The organism is Pseudarthrobacter linnaei, from assembly GCF_055412825.1.
On sequence record NZ_JBVAYX010000008.1, the window covers coordinates 33,750 to 53,716 of the forward strand.

General features: G+C 67.7%; 17 protein-coding genes. 12 read left to right on the top strand and 5 right to left on the bottom strand.

Features of this window, described 5'->3' with window-relative positions:
* Window positions 1–49: 49 nt before the first annotated feature.
* Window positions 50–355: a hypothetical protein gene (locus tag ACZYZ3_RS09685; protein ID WP_463963615.1), complete on the bottom strand. Its 306-nt coding sequence runs from the start codon at window positions 353–355 to the stop codon at window positions 50–52.
* A gap of 190 nt (window positions 356–545) precedes the next feature.
* Here ACZYZ3_RS09685 and ACZYZ3_RS09690 point away from each other — a divergent pair, with 190 nt between their 5' ends.
* Together ACZYZ3_RS09690 and ACZYZ3_RS09695 are read left to right on the top strand one after the other, a co-directional pair.
* The gene (locus ACZYZ3_RS09690; protein ID WP_463963616.1) at window positions 546–1,370 is read left to right on the top strand and encodes a hypothetical protein; all 825 of its coding nucleotides are present in this window, start codon (window positions 546–548) and stop codon (window positions 1,368–1,370) included.
* Between the two features lie 68 nt (window positions 1,371–1,438).
* Entirely contained in the window at window positions 1,439–2,131 is a 693-nt protein-coding gene (locus ACZYZ3_RS09695; RefSeq protein WP_463963617.1) for a hypothetical protein, read from the top strand.
* Window positions 2,132–2,165: 34 nt separating this feature from the next.
* On the opposite strand, the gene ACZYZ3_RS09700 is transcribed toward ACZYZ3_RS09695, so the two are convergent.
* Complete coding sequence (locus ACZYZ3_RS09700; protein ID WP_463963618.1) at window positions 2,166–2,705, bottom strand: flavodoxin domain-containing protein; 540 nt, start codon at window positions 2,703–2,705, stop codon at window positions 2,166–2,168.
* Between the two features lie 429 nt (window positions 2,706–3,134).
* Between ACZYZ3_RS09700 and ACZYZ3_RS09705 the strand changes: the two genes are divergently transcribed.
* From ACZYZ3_RS09705 to galU, 6 genes are all read left to right on the top strand, one after another.
* Window positions 3,135–4,400: a glycosyltransferase gene (locus tag ACZYZ3_RS09705; protein ID WP_463963619.1), complete on the top strand. Its 1,266-nt coding sequence runs from the start codon at window positions 3,135–3,137 to the stop codon at window positions 4,398–4,400.
* Window positions 4,397–6,442: a right-handed parallel beta-helix repeat-containing protein gene (locus tag ACZYZ3_RS09710; protein WP_463963620.1), complete on the top strand. Its 2,046-nt coding sequence runs from the start codon at window positions 4,397–4,399 to the stop codon at window positions 6,440–6,442. Before ACZYZ3_RS09705 ends, ACZYZ3_RS09710 begins: the two co-directional genes overlap by 4 nt.
* Window positions 6,439–7,674 carry a right-handed parallel beta-helix repeat-containing protein gene (locus tag ACZYZ3_RS09715; protein WP_463963621.1) on the top strand — a complete coding sequence of 412 codons (1,236 nt, stop codon included), beginning with the start codon at window positions 6,439–6,441 and terminating at the stop codon, window positions 7,672–7,674. The genes ACZYZ3_RS09710 and ACZYZ3_RS09715 overlap by 4 nt, the downstream gene beginning before the upstream one ends.
* A gap of 47 nt (window positions 7,675–7,721) precedes the next feature.
* Window positions 7,722–9,155, top strand: a complete 1,434-nt coding sequence (locus ACZYZ3_RS09720) for a UDP-glucose dehydrogenase family protein (RefSeq protein ID WP_463963622.1) — start codon at window positions 7,722–7,724, stop codon at window positions 9,153–9,155.
* An 87-nt stretch (window positions 9,156–9,242) separates the two neighbouring features.
* Entirely contained in the window at window positions 9,243–9,707 is a 465-nt protein-coding gene (locus ACZYZ3_RS09725; RefSeq protein WP_463963623.1) for a hypothetical protein, read from the top strand.
* Window positions 9,700–10,584, top strand: a complete 885-nt coding sequence (galU, locus tag ACZYZ3_RS09730) for a UTP--glucose-1-phosphate uridylyltransferase GalU (protein ID WP_463963624.1) — start codon at window positions 9,700–9,702, stop codon at window positions 10,582–10,584. Before ACZYZ3_RS09725 ends, galU begins: the two co-directional genes overlap by 8 nt.
* Before the next feature lie 62 nt (window positions 10,585–10,646).
* Here galU and ACZYZ3_RS09735 read toward each other — a convergent pair whose 3' ends face one another.
* A complete protein-coding gene (locus ACZYZ3_RS09735; RefSeq protein WP_463963625.1) occupies window positions 10,647–12,062 on the bottom strand; it encodes an NAD(P)H-quinone dehydrogenase in 1,416 nt (471 codons plus the stop codon).
* Between the two features lie 142 nt (window positions 12,063–12,204).
* On the opposite strand from ACZYZ3_RS09735, the gene ACZYZ3_RS09740 reads away from it, so the two are divergent.
* Window positions 12,205–13,023, top strand: a complete 819-nt coding sequence (locus ACZYZ3_RS09740; RefSeq protein WP_463963626.1) for a purine-nucleoside phosphorylase — start codon at window positions 12,205–12,207, stop codon at window positions 13,021–13,023.
* Window positions 13,024–13,027: 4 nt separating this feature from the next.
* Here ACZYZ3_RS09740 and ACZYZ3_RS09745 read toward each other — a convergent pair whose 3' ends face one another.
* A complete protein-coding gene (locus ACZYZ3_RS09745; RefSeq protein WP_463963627.1) occupies window positions 13,028–13,510 on the bottom strand; it encodes an RrF2 family transcriptional regulator in 483 nt (160 codons plus the stop codon).
* A 130-nt stretch (window positions 13,511–13,640) separates the two neighbouring features.
* Here ACZYZ3_RS09745 and ACZYZ3_RS09750 point away from each other — a divergent pair, with 130 nt between their 5' ends.
* Window positions 13,641–15,401: a phospho-sugar mutase gene (locus ACZYZ3_RS09750; RefSeq protein ID WP_463963628.1), complete on the top strand. Its 1,761-nt coding sequence runs from the start codon at window positions 13,641–13,643 to the stop codon at window positions 15,399–15,401.
* 30 nt (window positions 15,402–15,431) lie between these two features.
* Here ACZYZ3_RS09750 and nirD read toward each other — a convergent pair whose 3' ends face one another.
* The gene (nirD, locus tag ACZYZ3_RS09755) at window positions 15,432–15,809 is read right to left on the bottom strand and encodes a nitrite reductase small subunit NirD (protein ID WP_463963629.1); all 378 of its coding nucleotides are present in this window, start codon (window positions 15,807–15,809) and stop codon (window positions 15,432–15,434) included.
* Window positions 15,810–16,079: 270 nt separating this feature from the next.
* Between nirD and nirB the strand changes: the two genes are divergently transcribed.
* Together nirB and cobA are read left to right on the top strand one after the other, a co-directional pair.
* Entirely contained in the window at window positions 16,080–18,881 is a 2,802-nt protein-coding gene (gene nirB / locus ACZYZ3_RS09760; protein ID WP_463963630.1) for a nitrite reductase large subunit NirB, read from the top strand.
* A 2-nt stretch (window positions 18,882–18,883) separates the two neighbouring features.
* A complete protein-coding gene (cobA, locus tag ACZYZ3_RS09765) occupies window positions 18,884–19,918 on the top strand; it encodes a uroporphyrinogen-III C-methyltransferase (protein WP_463963631.1) in 1,035 nt (344 codons plus the stop codon).
* Window positions 19,919–19,967 lie beyond the last annotated feature (49 nt).

Consider the following 19,967-nt stretch of genomic DNA (forward strand, 5'->3'; position numbering starts at 1 on the left):
GGCCCGGCGGGGTCTTACTGTGCTGCGCTGTCGAAGGCCCGGCGGGGTCTTACTGTGCTGCGCTGTCGAACTTTTCCTGCCACTGGGCATGCTCGCGGCCGGCGTCCAGCCGGCGGCTGGCAGTCCACCTGGGCAGGTAGTCGGGCGCGGGCAGCTCGCGAACGGGCCCGGGCCTCCCGGGCCTGGACACAGGCCGGGTCTGGACAGGCCTTCGGGGGTAGCTCGGCCTCGCTACAGCGAAGGCCGCGATCCACCACCTGATGCAGGCCACAAGCGCCCAAAGGACGAGCCCGGCCAGGATGATGTGCCAAAGAGCGACCACTACCCCAATGACGAGCAGCACGACGATCCACATGGCGACAACATTGCATACTCGACCCGCCCGGAGATAGGGTCTATTTCCCCTACCGCCCGCCCTCAGGACCCAGGCCAGCATTACGACGCTGCCCGCAGCACATTTCGGTATCCTCGCGGTCGGAGCCTGGTTCTGGCCGGCCCGACCGCGCCCCTGTTGCTCGCTCTCGCGTCCGCCTTCATCGCGGCGTGTGTGGCTTGCCTTCGACCCCGCCGCCCTGCGTGAATTCATCAGCGAGAACGGACCGGTGATCGCCGTCAGCGTCGTGGAACTGTCGTTCCCGGCCGCCGTGCTCGGCCTGAAGCGGACCGCGCTGGCCGGCTGGATGCTCGTCGCCCTGGGCGTGCTGCCGCTGCCGATCACGATCATCGGCAGGTCGGGCCCGGTCGCGTCGCTCACGGCGGCAAGCGTGGTTCCGCTGGAACTCGCCGCGGGTCTCAATGAACTGGGCGATGAAACTCCTTGGACCTCCAGCGCCGATCATGGCGATTCGTTTGAACGCATCCGGTATTTTGACGAAGGCCGCCTCCATGGCATTGCCCGCTGTGTCCCGGGAATGAAGTTCGGCGGCTGGAACGGCGCGCTCGTTTATAGGAGCGGGATTGAAGTTTCCGTTAGCCCACTGGGATACGAAAACGTTGAAGGGCCGTTGCCCTCCACCGCAACGCCAACCCCGGCCGGGACGAAGGCCCCGGGGCCCGGCAGCACGGTCCGCGTGGCTGCGGTCTTCGAGATCACGGTGAAGAACGGCAGCGCGGCGGCATTCGATGCCACCGGAATGGGCAGCCTGATCGTCCGCTACGGCGAACGCGGCCTGCTCGCCGAGACCGTGCCGGCCGCCGCGACAAGTACCCCGGATGCAGGGCTGGGGATCCTGCAACCGGGTCAGACCAAGAAGATCAAAGTCAGCGCCGTCATTCCCGCCGGCCAATTGACGGTCCGGGTGGCGGTCCCCGGACCCAACCCGGAGGTGGATTGGGCGGCTTCTTTCGAAGGGGAACTGCCGCCCCGGTGACACTGCGGCCCGGCACCTCCGCGTAACGCGAATCCGGCGCGGAACGGATGGCGGGTAGCATCGGGGCCATGAGCGCCGACGACGACGACATCACCGAAGAACTCCTGACCGATGCCGACAAGCTGACCGGGCTGAGCCTCGAGCTGCTGGGCCTCGACCCGCATCCGGATGACATGACGCCGGAGCAGCGGCTCCTGTTCGACCCGGAGGACCTGGAGGAAATGGCCGCCGTCCCGGCGGAGGACCGTCAGAACGCCGTGCGCCAGACGCGCCTGCTGGCAGGCCTGCTGTGGAACTCCTCGAGCATCCTCATCGGCCAGCTTTTCCGGGATCTGGACATTCTCAGCAAACTCGACACCCTCACCCCGTCCGACGTCGCCGGAACCTCGGTGCTGTCCTCGCTGCCGCCGCAGTTCACCGCCAGCTATGACGCGAAATTCACCCAAAAGTTCATCGTGGTCGCCGCCGACGTCACGGCGTCCCTGGTCCGCGGCTGGGCGGCCCCCGGATGCCTCGCTGCCGAACTCGCCGTCCGGTGCCTGCTCGACCAAGCGGAGATCACCGAGGACATCTACGAACTCGACCTCCCGGAGGACTGGCGGGCGCAGGTGGAGGAAGTCCTGCTGGAGGACGCAGACAGCGAAGTGCTGTTCTCGGGCAGCCTGGACGTCCTTGAGGACGACGCCGAAAGGCTGGGCTTCGAGCACTGGTTCCAGCCCTACAACGTCTGGGACAGGATCCCGCCCTACGCCTGCTCTTAAGCCCGGGTCTGACCGATAAGCCCTGCACCGGCTGCTAACCCGCCGGGGCAGACAAACCGGCCAGGAAGTCCTCGGTGAACCGCTGCACGCCGTCCCATTCGGTGTAAACGTAGTCCCGGGACGTATCCAGGTCCGGGGACCCTTTGTCCTTGGTGATTCTCTTCATGAGCTGGCGTTTGAGGAAGTTGTAGTGCGTGTAGAGCAGGGCGCCAGCGAACAGCCCGACATGCGCGGGCCGCCACCCCGTTTCCTCCTCGAACTTCTCCACGTAGCCTTCCGCGCTCTGCCCGTCCCCGTGGGCGGCCAGGCTCACCGAAACCAGGGCTGAGGGCAGGCGATCGAGCTCTCCACGGTTCTTCTTCACAAAGTCGGTCACGAACCCCTCGTGCTTGCCCATGTGCACCGACGCTGCCACGATAACGGCGTCGTAGCCCGCCGGAAGGGTCTCCCCGGCGTGCTTGAGATCCGCCGGCTCTGCCTGGTGCCCCTGGGCCCGGATCAGCTCTGCAATGTACTCGGCGATCTGGGCTGTCTGTCCTTCAACGCTCCCATATGGGACATAGATGTTGGCCATCCTCCACTATGTCCGCGCCCGTAGCTGCAGACGTAGGGCCGAACGACACGGGAGTCCGGAACACGTGGGATAGACGAGTGCTTGGCCGTGTGATACCCGAACCGTGCGGATGTCAAGGGCATTTACGCGCCCACGGATAGTCGCCCCAAAGAACGGGTAGCACGGCCCATCTGCAGCACGTAGTCGCATCAAAAGGCCAAGTGCAACCCCTTGGCCTGCGCCTGTGAAATCTGGGTAGCCCCTACTCGGGCGGACCCGGAGAATCGCAAATATGTTTTGAGGGTCGGAGCGAAAGCTACTCAGGGGGACCCAAAAAATGCGCAAATTCTGTCGTTCACTTCTGCCCAAATACAGGGCCAAACCCGATGCCGATCCCGGTGTCAATCCCATCCGCAATCACCTGTCGGGCAAATCTTCCCGGGAGCTGACGTGGTAGCGGCCGTGCAGGGCTTCAGCGCCCCCGCGGCGCTGCCCCTGATCCCGGACCTGTCCCAGTTCCAGGTCTACATGCCGGTCGCGCTGGCCGGCCTCGTGGTCTGGGCGCTCTGGCTGTACCGGGTGATTTTGTCCAGGAGGGCCCGTCCCACCGTCAACGACTTCTCCACGACCACCTCGGTCGTTGTCCCGTCCTTCCACGAGGACCCGGACATCCTGATGCAGTGCCTTGAGACCTGGCTGGTCCAGGCGCCGTCGGAGATCATCATCGTCCTCGATGTCAAGGACACGGAGGCCTACGAGCGGCTCATCGTCCGCGACGAACCCACGGTCCGCCCGATCCTGTTCCGCCATGCGGGAAAGAGATCTGCATTGAGCAGGGGCATTCGGGAGGCCACGGGCGAAGTCCTCGTGCTGGTCGACTCTGACACGTCCTGGGAGCCCGGGCTCCTCGCTGCCGTGCAGATGCCATTCGCTGACCCGCTGGTCGGCGGCGTGGGAACCCAGCAGAACGTCTATCAGCGGTCCAGCAGCGTCTGGCGGCGGATTGCCGACTGGCTGGTCAACCTGCGCTACTACGACTACGTTCCCGCAATGGGTGCTGCCGGCGCAGTTGCATGCCTGTCCGGACGGACGGCAGCCTACCGGCGTTCCGTCGTGCTGCCCCTGCTCCCGAACCTTGAAGACGAATTCTTCCTTGGCCGTCGCTGCATCGCCGGCGACGACGGCCGGCTGACCTGGCTCGTGCTCGCCGCAGGGTTCAAGACTGTGCACCAATCCACTGCCCGCGCCATATCCATGTTTCCGAACACGTTCAGCGCCTTCGTCAAGCAGCGCGTGCGCTGGAGCCGGAACTCCTATCGCTGCTATATCACGGCGATCCAGAAGGGTTGGCTTTGGCGGGTGCCGTTCGTCACCAAGGTAACGGTGCTCCAGATCCTGCTGACGCCTGTGACCATGGGCGTCACCATCGGCTACCTTCTCTTCAGCCGCCTGGAGGTTACCGGCCTCGGAATCACCCTGGCGATCGGGTGGCTGCTCCTGGGCCGCGGGATCCGCGGGTGGTCCCACTTGTCCCGCCACCCGTGGGAGATCTTCCTCCTGCCGCTGCTGGCGGTCATGGTCGTGCTGATCGCATTACCGATCAAGACCTACGCCCTCTTCACCATGAACAAGCAGGGCTGGCTCACCCGGACCGACAACCAGACGGGCGGCGCCGGCCAGACATCATCGACGCTCACTACGGCGGAGGCAAAATGAAACACCTGAGCAGAGCCGCCGTCCTTGCCCTCGGGGTGCTGCTCGCCACCGCACCGGCCGCAGGGGCCACGGGCACGGATCGGCCGGCCGCCGCACCGGCCGCCGTCTCCCAGGCCGTCTCCCAGAGCACCAACGACTCCTCCGATCTCACCCCCGGGGTTACGGACGGCAGCAACTACACCGGCAACCCGACCAACGAAGCAGCCCTGGTGGCAAGCGAGGACCAGCGCCTCATCCAGGTCCGCACCCAGGCATCGATTGCCCGCTGGACGGGCTCCAGTCTCAACGTTCCCTACCGGGTCGCCTCAGGAACGGGATACACGCTGGTCCTGACCGCCCGCACCAAGGACTACACGATGGATGACCTGTTGTCCCTCGCGCCCAAGACGTTCGTCAGGCAGCCTGACGGCAGTTACCTGCTGAGCGAGAACATCGTCATTGAGTCCGGCGCCACGCTCTCCTTGAGCAGTTCCAGGCTGCTCACCATCAAGATGGTCAGCTCGGCGCAGAAGTTCGTCTCGATCGTCAACTACGGCGGCAGGCTGAACGTTGCGGGCAGCGCCACGGCACCGGTCAAGATCACCAGCTGGGACGTGGACCACAGCACATCACGCCAGATCACCGACAACGGGCGCGCCTACATCAGGTCCATTGGCGGCACGGTGTCAATCGAGCATGCGTCATTCGAGTCGCTGGGATTCTGGAGCGGCAGGACCGGCGGCCTCTCCATGACAGGATCCGACCGCCCCATCACGGGGGCGATCGGCGCTGCGGGGGCCGCGCTGGCCAAGCACCACTCCAAGAACAGCAAATTCCCGGAGGTTGAAAAGGACGCCGCCGGCGAGCCGGTGCCGGGGGCTGTTCTTCCCAGCGACATCATCCCCGCGCTGGAGGGCGAGGCCACGAACTCGGACTTCAGCTACGTGACCGCCTCCGTCGTAAACACCGAGATCACGGACAACGTCTATGGGGTTTTCCTGGCCAATGCTGTGGGGGTAAGCATCCACAATGTCACCGCTGAGCGGAGCCGGATGGACGGCTTCGTGCTGCACCGAAACGTTTCGAACGCGACCATCGTCGACTCCACCGCACGTCACAGCGCGGTCGACGGGTTCCGGCTCTCCCGCTCAATCCGGTCAGTCCGGCTCGACACGGACAAGGCCGAAAACAACGGCCGCGACGGAATCTATATCGACGGTCGTGCGCTGGCCACGGGTCCGTCCGCAACAGGCACCTCCATCAGTTCGCACGGCAACGATGTGGTGGTCATCAACAGCACCATGACGGGCAACGCCCACTACGGGCTGGAGATCCGGGGCGGGCGAAGCACCACGGTCCGTTCAAACACCATCTCGGACAGCCTGATGGGCATCGTCGTCCAGGATGCAGCCTCCGGAGTGACGGTCGACGACAACCACTTGAGCAACCTCGCTACGCAGGCCATCGCCCTCCGGGACGGCGTCACGGGAGGCAAGATCACGAACAACACCGTCGCGAACAGCATCGTCGGCGTGTACCTCCGCGATGCCGCCGCCGATGTGGAAAGCAACCGCTTCACCAACATGAGCAACCACGGCATCTCGGCCCTGGGGGCGGCGGAGATCAGCGTGAGGTCGAACATCATCTCCGGCAGCGGGCCGAGCGCCGTCGATCTCAAACGGGCCACCAACGCAACGACTTCCCACAACACCACTAACGAGTGGACGGTGACCAAGCCGTTCTGGCAGAGGGTGGCCTCCTTCTTTCAGCCCCTCACCATCCTCTGGACGGTCCTCGGTCTGATCCTCGTGTTCACCGCCCTGCGGGGACGGCGGCTCAAGCGGACCATCCGGCACCCGTACGCGGACCAGGCGCCCATGAGCACCTTCACCGACCTGGACCCCCTGCAGGTCCGTCCGGATTCGCTGGGACCGGCAGACGCTGAGACCTCCCCCGATTTGTCAGAAAAGCCCCGCGGGCGCAGGACCGCGGATGACGATCGGGGACAGGCAGGCACGTTCCGGCCGGCTGAAGGCGGCCATGTGGAAGCAGCGTTTTCATGATTCCGCGCACAGCCGTGCCGTGGATCATCGCCACCGTCATGACCGTCATCGCCCTGGTCGCCGTCATCGGAGGCATCGCCGTCGCCGCGCGCACGGCGGCACCGCCAACGGCGGCTCAATCGCCCAGCGGCTCAATCGCCGTCACGGCGGAACCCACCGCAGCGGCCGCGGCCTCGGCCATCCCGGACGACAGCCCCGAGGATACCGAGGACGCCGGCGCCTCCGGCGCGACCTCGTCCCGGTCGGCGTCTTCAAAAGACAAGGTCGACCGGGACGCCGAAATGAGCCAGAGCGCACGGGACGCCCGTCCCGGCGCCGGACCGCTCCCCTCCGACCAGGCCCTCCCGTGCCCGGCGGACACCACGAAGGTTACGACGGCGGCAGAACTGACCGAGGCCCTGGCCGACGCCAAACCAGGAGACGCAATCCACCTGGCCGACGGTATCTATTCCGGAAGATTCACCGCCACGAACTCGGGGACGGCCGCGCAGAGGATCTACCTGTGCGGAGGCCGCGGGGCAGTGCTCGATGCCGGCAGCACGGACAAGGGATACGCCTTCCACCTCGACGGCAGCAGCTACTGGGTGCTGTCCGGATTCACCATCCGCAATGGACAGAAGGGGATCGTCGCGGACTCCAGCACGGGCTCCGTCATCCAGAACCTCGCCGTCACCGCCATCGGCGACGAGGCAATCCACCTGCGGACGAACTCCAGCAGCAACCTCATCACCGGCAACACCATCCGCGGCACCGGGAATCGTAACAAGAAATTTGGCGAAGGGATCTACATCGGCACCGCCGTCAGCAACTGGTGCACCTACACCGCCTGCCTTCCGGACCAAAGCAACTACAACATCATCGCCGGCAATGTCATCGCCGGCACCACCTCCGAGAGTATCGACATCAAGGAGGGAACCGTGGGCGGCATCGTCAAAGGGAACCGCTTTGACGGCGCGGGAATGACGGCGGCATCCGCCTGGATGAACGTCAAGGGCAACGCCTGGACGATCGATTCAAACCGCGGCGAGAACTCTCCCGAGAACGGGTACGAGACCCACAACATCCTCCAGGAATGGGGGGACTACAACCTCTTCACCAACAACTCGGGCGCCGTCAACGGGTCCGGTTTCGGCATCGCCAGCTGGCCCGCCATGAACAACACCGTCGCCTGCTCCAACACCCTCACTGGCGCAGCGAGGGGCGTCAGCAACATCGAATGCACGAATCCATGATCCACGGCATAAGCCCAGCACCAACTCCTTCCAACGAAAGGTCGGCCATGTCTCAGCCCACCGGCACCACTGCCGCCGTATCCGCCGTCAACAACCACCCCAACATCACCGTCATCGGCACGGGCTATCTGGGTGCAACCCACGCCGTCTGCATGGCCCTGCTGGGCTATGACGTGGTCGCCCTCGACGTGGACGTGGCCAAGATCGAACAGCTCTCCAACGGACACCTCCCGATCTACGAGCCCGGCCTGGAAGAGAAGCTGCAGGAAGTCCTGGCGACGGGGAAGCTCCGGTTCACGACCGACGTGAGCACGGCAGCGGAACACGGCGACGTCCATTTCATTTGTGTGGGAACGCCGCAGTCCAAGGGCTCCGACGCCGCCGACCTGAGCTACGTCGATGCGGCCGTCACCAGCCTGGCCCGCGAACTGCGCCGCAAGTGCCTGATTGTCGGGAAGTCGACCGTGCCGATGGGCACGGCAGCCCGGCTGACGGCCCTCGTCCACCAGGTCGCCCCCGCCGGGACCCTCGTGGAACTGGCCTGGAACCCGGAATTCCTGCGCGAGGGGTACGCGATCAAAGACACGCTCGAACCGGACCGGCTGGTCTTCGGAACGCAGTCGGAGTGGGCGCGTGAACAGCTTGCCGCCTGCTACACCTCCATCATCGCTGCGGGAACCCCGGTCGTCGTCACGGACCAGGCCACGGCGGAACTCGTGAAGGTCGCCGCGAACTCCTTCCTTGCCACGAAGATCTCCTACATCAACGCCATGGCGGAAATCTGCGAAACCACGGGGGCCGACGTCAGCGACCTGGCCAAGGCACTGTCCTACGACTCACGTATCGGCGGCCGGTTCCTCAAGCCGGGCCTTGGCTTCGGCGGCGGTTGCCTGCCCAAGGACATCCGGGCGTTCGCCCACCGGGCCGAGACGCTCGGCGTCGGGCAGGCTGTTTCCTTCCTCCGCCAGGTCGATGCGATCAACCAGAGGCGGCGCCAGCGCACCGTGGACCTCGTCCGTGAGCTTAATGGCGGCGTGCTGGCCGGGGTCAAGGTCGCCGCCCTGGGCGCCGCGTTCAAGCCGAATTCGGACGACATCCGGGACGCACCCGCACTGGATGTGGCCCGCATGCTCCACGACTCCGGCGCCATCGTGTCCGTCTACGATCCGGCCGCGATGGCCAACGCCCGCCGCAGCTACCCGGACCTCAGCTATTCGGATTCGCTCGAAGAAGCCGTAGCGGGCGCCAACGTCGTGGTGCTGCTCACGGAGTGGGACGAGTTCCGGGACGCCGACCCCGTCCGGCTCGCAGAGCTCGTGGAAACCAGGTTCATCGTGGACGGCCGGCACGCCCTCGACTCGGACGCCTATCAGGCAGCCGGCTGGGACTACCGGGCCCTCGGCCGCCCCGTCCGCGCCGGGCTCGTCACTGTCCTGGACTTCGAGACCGCCGCGTCCGGGGTGGAGGTGGGCGTCGGCTAGCGAGACCATTTCTCCCCTACTGATACCTCGGCCGCCACCCCACAAGGGCTGGCGGCCGAGGCATCCCGAACAGTCAGGAGTTACACATTGACTTCACCAGAAATCCCGGATATTGGGCTGATTGCCTACCGGGAAGCAATGAGCATGGACGCCGCAGACGTCGTCCAGGCGCTGAGCGACTTGCTCGGCGTCAGACTCGTCGCCTACATCGGATCGGTCAAGGAAGCCCGCGCCGTACGCCAGTGGTCAGCCAAGGAACGGACTCCCGCTCAGTCCGTCATCAACCGTCTCCGGGACACCTACCAGATCGCCCGGTTGCTCAGCGAAACGCATTCGCCCGAAGTCGTGCAGGCCTGGTTCCAGGGCATGAACCCGCTGCTGGGGGACCTGGCACCCGCCCGCCTGCTGCGCGACAGTGAGAGCGGTGAAACCGCCCACCGGGTCCTCGCGTCGGCGCGTGACTTCGCTGCCGCCACCCAGACACTCCCGAGAACCCCCGACCATCCCCGCACCGCCCCCGACCCAAGCACCGCAAGGAGACTTCATGCGTAAGGCAGTCATACCCGCCGCCGGGCTGGGAACCCGGTTCCTTCCCGCCACCAAGGCCATGCCCAAAGAGATGCTCCCGCTTGTTGACAAACCGGCCATCCAGTATGTGGTGGAGGAGGCCGTCCGTGCCGGGCTGACGGACATCGTCATGATCACCGGGCGGAACAAGCGTCCGCTGGAAGACCACTTCGACCGCGAGCCCTCCCTCGAACAAGCCTTGGAGCGCAAAGGCGACCATACAAAGCTGGCCGCCGTCCGTGCGTCCTCTTCCCTGGCAGACATTCACTACGTCCGCCAGGGAGACGCGCTGGGACTTGGCCATGCAGTGCTCCGCGCCCGGCGGCATATCGGCCATGAGCCGTTTGCCGTGCTCCTCGGGGACGACCTCATTGATGAGCAGGATGACATCCTCGGCGCCATGGCCATGGTGCAGGCTGCCACAGGAGGCTCCGTGGTGGCTCTTATGGAAGTGGAGCCTTCCGAGATCAGCGCCTACGGGTGCGCCGACGTAGTCCCGGCACCCGGAGGTGAGGGTTTCCTCCGCATCGCGGGTCTGGTCGAGAAGCCCGAGCCGGCCGACGCACCGTCCAACCTCGCCGTGATCGGCCGCTACGTGCTGCATCCCCGCGTGTTCGATGTCCTCGCCGAAACGCCCCCGGGCCGCGGAGGGGAGATCCAGCTGACGGATGCCTTGCAGACTCTGGCCCTCGCGGAAGGGCCGGGCGCGGGAGTCTACGGCGTCGTCTTCCGCGGACGGAGGTTCGATACCGGGGACAAACTCAGCTACCTCAAGGCGGCGTTCACCCTCGCCGTCGAACGCGATGACGTCGGCCCGGGACTGCGTGAATGGCTCGCCGGGATGATGGCGCCGGTGCCGTAAGGAGCGGGCTGAGGCGGCAGTGTCCCGGCGGCCGCCGGGTCCTCCCTTTCGTGCACGGGTTGCTACATGTGGACGTGCAGGCGCCGGGCCGCTTCGGAGATCGAACCGCTCAGCGAGGGGTACACGGTGAAGGTGCTCGCGACGTCGTCGACGTGCAGTTTCTGGGTGACGGCGAGGGAGATCGCGAAGATCAGCTCGGAGGCGTTCGGGCCCACCACCACACCGCCGATCACGGTGCCGGAGCCCTTGCGGGCGAAGATCTTGATGAAGCCGTCCTTGTGGTTTCGCATCTTGGCGCGGGCGTTGCTGCGCAGCGAGAGCTTTACGACGTCGGCCTGGTACTTGCCGGATTCGATCTCCGCCTCGGAAACGCCCACGTTCGCGATCTCGGGCGAGGTGAAGATGTTGGACGCGACCTGGTGCAGCTTGAGCGGGGTCACGCTGTCACCCAGGAAGTGCGCGATCGCGATCCGGCCCTGCATGGCGGCCACGGACGCAAGAGCCAGCACGCCGGTGCAGTCGCCCGCGGCGTAGATGTTCGGCGCGGTGGTGCGGGAGACGCCGTCGACCTTGATGTGGCCGCTCTCAGTGAGCGCCACGCCGGCTTCCTCAAGGCCGATCCCGGCAGTGTTCGGGATGGAGCCGACCGCGACCAGGCAGTGGCTTCCGGTAATTTTGGAGCCGTCGCCGAGGGTGACGATGACGCCGTCCTCGGTGCGTTCCACGGTCTCGGCACGGGCGCGGGACAGCACCTTGACGCCGCGGCGTTCGAAGACGCCCTCGAGGACCTCGGCGGCGTCGGCGTCCGAGCCGGGCAGCACGCGGTCGCGGCTGGAAATCAGGGTGACCTTGGAACCGAGGCCGTTGTAGGCGGAGGCGAACTCGGCGCCGGTCACACCGGAGCCGACCACGATCAGGTCCTCGGGGAGCTCGTCCATGGTGTAGATCTGCGCCCAGTTCAGGATCCGGACGCCGTCCGGGCGGGCGGTGGGCAGCTCGCGCGGGTGGGCGCCGACGGCCAGCAGGATCGCGTCCGCCTCGATGATTTCCGTGCCGTCGGCGGTGAGGACCTCAATGGTGTGGCTGTCCAGCATTTTGCCGGAGCCGAGCAGGATCCGGACATCCTGGTTTTCGAGGCCCTTCTGGATGTCCGAGGACTGCTGCCGGGCCAGCCGCAGCAGGCGGTCGTTGATGTGCTTGAGGTCAGCGCGCATTGTGGGGGTGCAGTCACCGCCGTCGAGGTCGAACTTGACGCCGAGCTCGCCGGCCTCGCCGACGCGGGTCATCAGGTCCGCTGTGGCAATCAGGGTCTTGGAGGGCACGACGTCGGTCAGCACCGCGGAGCCGCCGAGCCCCGCCCGTTCGATGATGGTGACCTTCGCGCCCAGGGAGGCGGCGACCATGGCAGCTTCGTAGCCGCCGGGCCCTCCGCCCAGGATTGCGATGCGGGGTGAGCTGAAATCAGGGTGCGTAGTCACAATCAGCTATTGTCCACCATCCGGACCGGCACCACCAAGAATCCGGACCCGCGTCACACCAGGCAGAATGCAGAACCAGCTGCCGGACCAGGTGCAGGACCGGTTGCTGGGCAGCACGCCGCCGGCAGGATAACTTGTACCGGTGAGTACAACAGAATTCCTGAACACGGACCCCTTCGACGCCGCCCGCGCCGCCGCCGACTACATCGCCGAAGAGACGGGGATCGACGCGCACGACGTCGCCCTGGTGCTCGGCTCGGGCTGGGGCGACGCCGCCGAACTGATCGGCGAGACCACCGCCACGCTCTCCGCGGACGAGGTCCCCGGGTTCTCCTCCCCCTTGGTGGTGGGCCACGTCGGCACCATCCGCTCCGTCCTGACCAAGGAGGGCAAGCGCGCCCTGGTGCTGGGCGCGCGGACCCATTACTACGAGGGCAAGGGCGTCCGTGCCGTCGTCCACGGGGTCCGCACCGCGGCCGCGGCCGGCTGCAAGACACTCGTCCTGACCAACGGGTGCGGCGGCCTGAACGAGGACTGGACGCCCGGGACGCCCGTGCTGATCAGCGACCACATCAACCTCACCGCGACGTCGCCGCTGGAAGGCGCCACGTTCGTGGACCTCACCGATCTGTACTCCGCACGGATCCGCGGCCTGGCCCGCGACGTCGACCCCAGCCTGGACGAAGGTATCTACGCCCAGTTCACCGGCCCGCACTACGAAACCCCGGCCGAGGTGCAGTACGCCAAGCGGATCGGTGCCAACCTGGTGGGCATGTCCACCGCGCTGGAGGCCATCGCCGGCCGCCATGCGGGCATGGAAGTCTTCGGCATTTCGCTGGTGACCAACCTCGCCGCCGGCATCAGTCCGGTGCCGCTGAGCCACGAGGAAGTCCTCGAAGCCGGCCACGCCGCGGGCCCGCGCATCTCCAAACTGCTGGCGGAGATCATCGCGAAGCTCTGAGTCCCTAGCCCCGCGGGGCCAGGTAGCGCAGCGCTTTTGCCTTGTCCTGCGGGAAGCGCCGCTCCATCGAGTCCGCGATCCCGGCGATCGTCTGGCGTGCCAGCGCCTGCCGCCAGGCGAGTTCGGCCTGGCGCATGGTCTGGGAGATCAGGCAGGTCCGGACGTAGTTATGCTCCGAATCGGCGTCCGGGACGTTGGCCAGGATGCCCTCGCAGCGGAACACCGGATCGGGGCCCTCCAGGGCCAGGACGATATCCAGGATGGTGACGTTCTCCGGCCGGCGCGCCAGGTGGAAACCGCCGCGCGGGCCGGAGACGGAGGCAAGGACCCCGGCGCGGACCAGCGCCTGGAGTTGTTTGTTCAGGTAGGCGCCGGGGAGCTTGTAGTACTCCGCCAGCCGGGCACTGTTGACCGCCTCGCCGGCCGGTGTCCACGCCATATTGACGCAACTGTGCACGGCCCATTCCACGCCACGGCCCATCTTCATATTCCAGACGCTACGTGTCCGGAAAATTGGCTGTCAAGGGCTGAGGACCGGGACGGCTGTGATCGATCAGTCGAGCGGACTCTCGCTTGTCGGGGAGGTATCCGCGGCGAATGGCGCTAGTTTGGTTCCTATGACGTCTTCTGATGCCGAACTCACCCGCCTGCTCGGCGACGCCCGGATCTGGGCCGCCCAGGACCCGGATCCCGCCACCGCCGCCACCCTGACCGAGCTGGTCCGGCTGGCCGACGATGGATCCGCGTCGGCCCGCCAGGAGCTCGCCGACAGTTTCAGCGGCACCCTGCAGTTCGGCACCGCAGGCCTGCGGGCAGCCCTCGGCCCCGGCCCGAACCGGATGAACCGCGTTGTGGTGCGCCGCGCCGCCGCGGGTTTCACTGCCTTCCTGACCGGCGCCGTCGCCCGGGCCTCCCCCGGCACCCGGCCGCGCGCCGTTGTCGGCTACGACGCCCGGCACAACTCGGATATCTTCGCGGAGGAGACCGCGGCGGTCCTCACCGCCGCCGGCGTCGAGACTTTCCTGATGCCGGCCCCGCTGCCCACCCCGCTGCTCGCCTATGCGGTGCGCGCCCTGGAGTGCGACGGCGGCGTGATGGTCACCGCCAGCCACAACCCGCCCCAGGACAACGGCTACAAGGTGTACCTGGGACGCCACGCCGTCGAGGAGAGCGGACGCGGCGCGCAGATCGTGGCGCCCTACGATGCCCTGATCGCGGCGGATATCGACGCCGTTGGCGGGCTTTCCGGCGTCGCCCTGGCCACGGAGGGCTGGACCGTGCTGGATCCGTCCGTCGCCGCCGGCTACGAGGCCGCCGTCGCCGCCCTGGCCCGACCGGAGCACTTCCCTGCCCGCGACCTCAAGATCGTCCTGACCCCGTTGCACGGCGTGGGCGGCGGGACCGCCGTGGCCGTGCTGCACGCGGCCGGGTTTACCGACGTCACCCTGGTGGGCGAGCAGGCCGAGCCGGATCCCGAATTCCCCACGGTGAACTTCCCCAACCCCGAAGAGCCCGGCGCCCTGGACCTGGCCCTCGAGACCGCCGCCCGGGTGGATGCGGACATCGTGATCGCCAACGACCCGGACGCGGACCGCGCCGCGGTGGCCGCCAAGGATCCGGACACCGGCGCCTGGCGGATGCTGCGCGGCGACGAAGTCGGCGCCCTGCTGGGGGCGCACATCGTGGCGCGACTGGCCGCCGGCAGGGGCAGTGGCAGCGGCGGCGGTGAAACCCCCGCGGGAGTCTTCGCGAATTCGATTGTGTCCTCGCGGCTGCTCGCGCGGATCGCCTCCGCGGCGGGCTACGCGCATGAGGAAACCCTCACCGGTTTCAAGTGGATTGCCCGTGTTCCCGGACTGCTGTACGGCTACGAGGAGGCGCTGGGTTACTGCGTCGCGCCATCGCTGGTGCGGGACAAGGACGGGATATCCGCCGCGGTGCTGATCGCGGAATTCGCGGCGGCGGCGAAGGCCGACGGCAAGTCCATCTTCGCTACGCTCGACGAGCTGTACCTGGTGCACGGGCTGCATGCGAGCGACCAGCTCAGCATCCGGGTCGCGGATCTGGGCCTGCTGGACGCCATGATGAACCGGCTGCGCGTCCGCCCGCCGGCGTCCTTCGGCGGCTCCGCCGTCGAAACCGTCACGGACCTCGCCGAGGGCAGCGCACAGCTGCCGCCGACCGACGGCCTGCTGTACCTGACGAGGGACCTCAGCCGCATCATCATCCGCCCCAGCGGGACCGAGCCCAAGCTCAAGTGCTACCTGGAGGTCATCCGCAGCGTCGGCTCGGCCGCCGAACTGCCGGCGGCGCGGCACGAGGCCCGCGCGGCGCTCGACGCCGTTCTGGCGGACGTCCGCGAGGCGCTGGGGCTGTAACTGGGCCTGTAGCTTCCGGCACGTCAGCCGTTAGAGCTCGACCTCAATGTACCCGCCCACAATCCGGGTACCGAAGGTCGGGAGCCGAAGTTCCGGCGTGCCCAGGCACTCCCCCGTGCGGAGGTCATAGACCTCCTTGTGCAGCGGCGAGGCGACGGTCGGGCGTGCGCCTCGGGAACCGGTGATGCCCCGGGCCATCACGCACGCCCCGGTGGCCGGATCCTCCTGGCCGACGGCGTAAACCCCACCGGAGACCGTGCGGAACAGCGCCACCTGGCGCCCCGCGATCAGGGCGGCCTCGCCCCAGGCCGGCTCCAGGTCCTCCACGGCGCACACGCGGTGCCAGCCGGTCCCGCAGCTGGGGTGTTGGACAAAGCTTTGTGCTGCGCTCTCAAGTACGGCGGTCATTTTCGGCCCCTCTCTGCTGCATCTCTCCCGGGCTCCGCCGCTCCTGCGGCCACATACCCAAGCTAGGCCCCGGGTGTTTCGGCTGAAGGCAGTAAATGTGTCCGGCGGGTAAAAGAGACCTCACCCCGCCGGAAACGCGTCCGTGATGCAGAAGTTAAGATCACGAAACATAAGGGAAACTGAAGCGAAACTGCGCTTGCCTAGTCTGGCTGGACACCTCGATTGAGAAGGCCGCAATGCACCGACTGCGGCCCCTGCGAAAGGCCCACCGTGACCGGACAGACTTCAAGCCCCCAGAACCAGGGCGCAGAGCGCACCACAGCACCGCGCCGCGTCGTGGTGGCCGGCGGCGGCCCTGCCGCCCACCGTTTCGCCGACGCCATGCACGCCCGGGGCCTTGACGGCTGGAACATCACCGTCCTCACCGAGGAGGCCCACCTCCCCTATGACCGCGTCGCGCTGAGCAAGGCCCTCACCGACGCCGACGTCGACCTCACCCTGGGCAGCGCCGCCATGTGGGACCACGAGGCGATGACCCTGCAGACCGGCGAGCGCGTGACCGGCATCGACACCGCGGGCAAAACCGTGACCACCGCGGCCGGCGCCGTGTACCCGTATGACGAACTGGTCGTCGCGACCGGCTCCGACGCCGCCCGCCTGCCCATCCCGGGATCTGAACTCGCCCACGTCTACCGCACGCTGGAAGATGTCTGGGCCATCAACAAGGCCATCGCGGAACTGACGGAGAAGCTGGGCCGGAAGGTCACCGCCGTCACCATCGGCGGCGGCCTGCTGGGCCTGGAATCCGCGGCCGGCACCGAGCAGCTCGGCGCCACCCCGATCGTCATCAACGGCTCCCCCTGGCTGATGAACACCCAGCTGGACCAGGGTGCCGGGCAGGCCCTGGGCCGCCTGATCGAAGCCAAGGGTTTCACCGTCCACGGCGGCGTGTTTCCCTCCGAGGTCCTGGCCGACGACGACGGCCAGGTCACCGGCGTGCTGATGGCCGACGGCCGCGTCATCGACGCCGACCTGGTGATCGTCGCGATCGGCGTCAAACCCCGCGACGAGCTGTTCCGTGCCGCCAACGGCCCGGCGGCCGACGGCACAGCACCCGCAGGCACAGCACCGGCTGGCGCAGGCGGAACGGCTGCGGCGGGCACCACCGCGGCGGAGGATCCAGCTCCGCTGTTTGATCTCGGCCCGCGCGGCGGCGTCGTCATCTCCGACGGCTGCGAAACGCAGGTCCCCGGGATCTGGGCGATCGGCGAGGTCGCCAACTTCGGCGGCATGTGCCTGGGCCTCGTAGCCCCGGCCAACACCATGGCGGAGGTCGTCGCGGACCGGCTGCACGGCGGCGACGCGACGTTCCCGGGCTTCGACACCGCCACCAAGCTCAAGCTCTCCGGCGTCGATGTCGCCAGCTTCGGCGATGCCTTCGCCCGGACCGAGCACGCGCTGGAGATCGTCTACGCCGACCCGGCCCGCGGTGTCTACCAGAAGATCGTCACCACGGACGATGCCAAGACCCTGCTCGGCGGCATCTTCGTCGGGGACGCCACCCCGTACACGTCGCTGCGGCCCATGCTGGGCCGGGAACTGCCCACCGAACCCGGTGCCTACCTCACCGCGGCCGGCGGCGGCGACGCCGGGGACGAAGTCTGGGAGACCCAACTCCCGGACGACGCCATCCTGTGTTCCTGCAACAACGTGGCCGCCGGAACCATCCGCGATACCGTCAACGGCTGCGGTGCCTGCGAGGGCAACGCCCCGGTCCAGGAGCTCGGCGAGCTCAAGGGCTGCACCCGCGCCGGGACCAGCTGCGGTTCCTGTGTGCCGATGCTCAAGAAGCTGCTCGAGACGGAACTGGCCAAGTCCGGCGTCGAGGTCTCCAAGGCCCTCTGCGAGCACATCGAGCTGTCCCGGCAGGAACTCTTCGAAACCATCCGGGTCCTGGAGCTGACCTCCTTCGAGGAGATCATGGCCAAGTACGGCACCGGTTCCGGCTGCGACATCTGCAAGCCGACCATCGCCAACATCCTGGCCAGCCAGAACAGCGCCTACGTCCTGGACGCGGGCCGCGGCACCCTGCAGGACACCAACGACCGCGCCCTGGCCAACATGCAGAAGGACGGCACCTACTCCGTGGTGCCGCGGATCGCCGGGGGCGAGATCACCCCGACGAAGCTCGGCGTCATCGCCGCCGTGGCCGGGAAATACAACCTCTATACCAAGATCACCGGCGGCCAGCGGATCGACATGTTCGGCGCCCGGCTGGAGCAGCTCCCGGAAATCTGGAAGGAACTGGTCGACGCCGGGTTCGAGTCCGGCCAGGCCTACGGCAAGTCCCTGCGCACGGTGAAGTCCTGCGTCGGTTCCACCTGGTGCCGCTTCGGGGTCCAGGACGCGGTGGCCATGGCCATCGCGCTGGAATTGCGGTACCGCGGCCTCCGCAGCCCGCACAAGCTCAAGATGGGGGTCTCCGGCTGCGCCCGGGAATGCGCCGAAGCCCGCGGCAAGGACGTCGGCGTCATCGCCACCGCGGACGGCTGGAACCTCTACGTCGGCGGCAACGGCGGTGCCACCCCGGCGCACGCCCAGCTGCTGGCCAAGGACCTCGACGACGAGACGCTGGTGAAGTACATCGACCGCTACTTCATGTACTACATCCGCACCGCCGACCGCCTGCAGCGCACGGCGCGGTGGCAGGAGGAGCTCGCCGGCGGCATCAGGCACGTCGAGGACGTGGTGGTCCATGACACCCTGGGCATCGCCGCGGATCTCGAGGCCGCCATGGCCAGGCACGTCGACACCTACGTGGACGAGTGGGCCGACACGCTGCATGATCCCGAGCGCCTGCGCCGCTTTCGCTCCTTCGTCAACGCCCCGGACCAGAAAGACGATTCCATCACCTTCGTCCCCGACGAGCGCGGCCAGATGCGCCCCGCCACGGCGGAGGAGAAGGCGCTGGCCGCCCAGCAGCCGGTTGTGATCGCCGCCAGCATCCCGGTCCGGCCCTCCGGGACCGGTGTCCCCGCCCAGGAACGCCCCGCCCAGGAAAGTAAGGTCTAGCCATGCAGCTCAGCATCGATCTCAGCGATCGCGTGGTCCTTGTCACCGGCTCGGACGCCGCCGCGCACCAGGCCGTCCGCCGCTACCGGGCGGCCGGCGCCGTCGTGTCCCGGCTGAGCAGACCGGGTGGTGCCCGCCACGACGGCCCGCTGCCGGAGCGGCCCTTCCTGGTCGCCGCGGTCGACGACGGCCAGCCCGGCTGGGAGGCGCTGCTGGACCGCTGCCGCGAAACCGGCATCCCGGTCGCGGTGGAGCCGGCCGCCGGCCCCGCCGGCCACGTCACCCTGGTCGGCGGCGGCCCCGGAACCACCGAGCTGCTGACCGTCGCCGCGGTCAAGGCCTTGCGGGACGCCGACGTCGTCTTCTACGACCGGCTGGCCCCCTACCAGGAACTGCCCGCGCTGAGCACGGCCGAGCTGGTGGACGTGGGCAAGCGCCCCGGCCACCACCCGGTCAGCCAGTCCGGCATCGAGGAGCTCATGGTGGAGGCGGCGCTGGCCGGAAAGAATGTGGTGCGGCTCAAGGGCGGCGACCCGTACGTGTTCGGCCGCGGCGGCGAGGAAGTGGCCTCCTGCGTGAAGGCCGGTGTGCCCGTCCGGGTGCTCTCCGGTGTCACGAGTGCCATTTCCGTGCCGGCCGCGGCCGGGATCCCGGTCACGCACCGCAATGTCAGCCACATGTTCACCGTGGTCTCAGGCCACGCACCGCTGACCGAGAAGGAGCACCTGCACCTCGCCGGGCTCGGCGGGACCATCGTGGTGCTGATGGGCATCGGGACACTGCACCAGCTCGCCGCCGGGCTGCGCCGGGCGGGGATGCGCGCGGACATGCCGACGGCCGTCGTCGAGCGCGGCTACCGCCCCGGACAGCGGACCACCATCGCCGAGCTGGGCACCCTGACCACCGCGGCTGCGGAGTGCAGCAACCCCGCCGTGCTGGTGATCGGCGACGTCGTCCGGGTGGCCGAGGCCAACCGGGGCTGCGCGGAAGCCGAAGCCGAACTGGACCGCCTCGCCGCGTCCCTGATGGGAGCGTGAGGGCTGTGAGCGCTCTCAACGCCATCGCCCCGGCCGGGCCGCCCGGCCC

What these genes read in the sequence shown, in the direction of transcription:
- ACZYZ3_RS09685 (WP_463963615.1), bottom strand. Translation starts at nt 355, where the DNA reads ATGTGGATCGTCGTGCTGCTCGTCATTGGGGTAGTGGTCGCTCTTTGG.
- ACZYZ3_RS09695 (WP_463963617.1), top strand. Translation starts at nt 1,439, where the DNA reads ATGAGCGCCGACGACGACGACATCACCGAAGAACTCCTGACCGATGCC.
- ACZYZ3_RS09700 (WP_463963618.1), bottom strand. Translation starts at nt 2,705, where the DNA reads ATGGCCAACATCTATGTCCCATATGGGAGCGTTGAAGGACAGACAGCC.
- ACZYZ3_RS09710 (WP_463963620.1), top strand. Translation starts at nt 4,397, where the DNA reads ATGAAACACCTGAGCAGAGCCGCCGTCCTTGCCCTCGGGGTGCTGCTC.
- ACZYZ3_RS09715 (WP_463963621.1), top strand. Translation starts at nt 6,439, where the DNA reads ATGATTCCGCGCACAGCCGTGCCGTGGATCATCGCCACCGTCATGACC.
- ACZYZ3_RS09720 (WP_463963622.1), top strand. Translation starts at nt 7,722, where the DNA reads ATGTCTCAGCCCACCGGCACCACTGCCGCCGTATCCGCCGTCAACAAC.
- galU (WP_463963624.1), top strand. Translation starts at nt 9,700, where the DNA reads ATGCGTAAGGCAGTCATACCCGCCGCCGGGCTGGGAACCCGGTTCCTT.
- ACZYZ3_RS09745 (WP_463963627.1), bottom strand. Translation starts at nt 13,510, where the DNA reads ATGAAGATGGGCCGTGGCGTGGAATGGGCCGTGCACAGTTGCGTCAAT.
- ACZYZ3_RS09750 (WP_463963628.1), top strand. Translation starts at nt 13,641, where the DNA reads ATGACGTCTTCTGATGCCGAACTCACCCGCCTGCTCGGCGACGCCCGG.
- nirD (WP_463963629.1), bottom strand. Translation starts at nt 15,809, where the DNA reads ATGACCGCCGTACTTGAGAGCGCAGCACAAAGCTTTGTCCAACACCCC.
- cobA (WP_463963631.1), top strand. Translation starts at nt 18,884, where the DNA reads ATGCAGCTCAGCATCGATCTCAGCGATCGCGTGGTCCTTGTCACCGGC.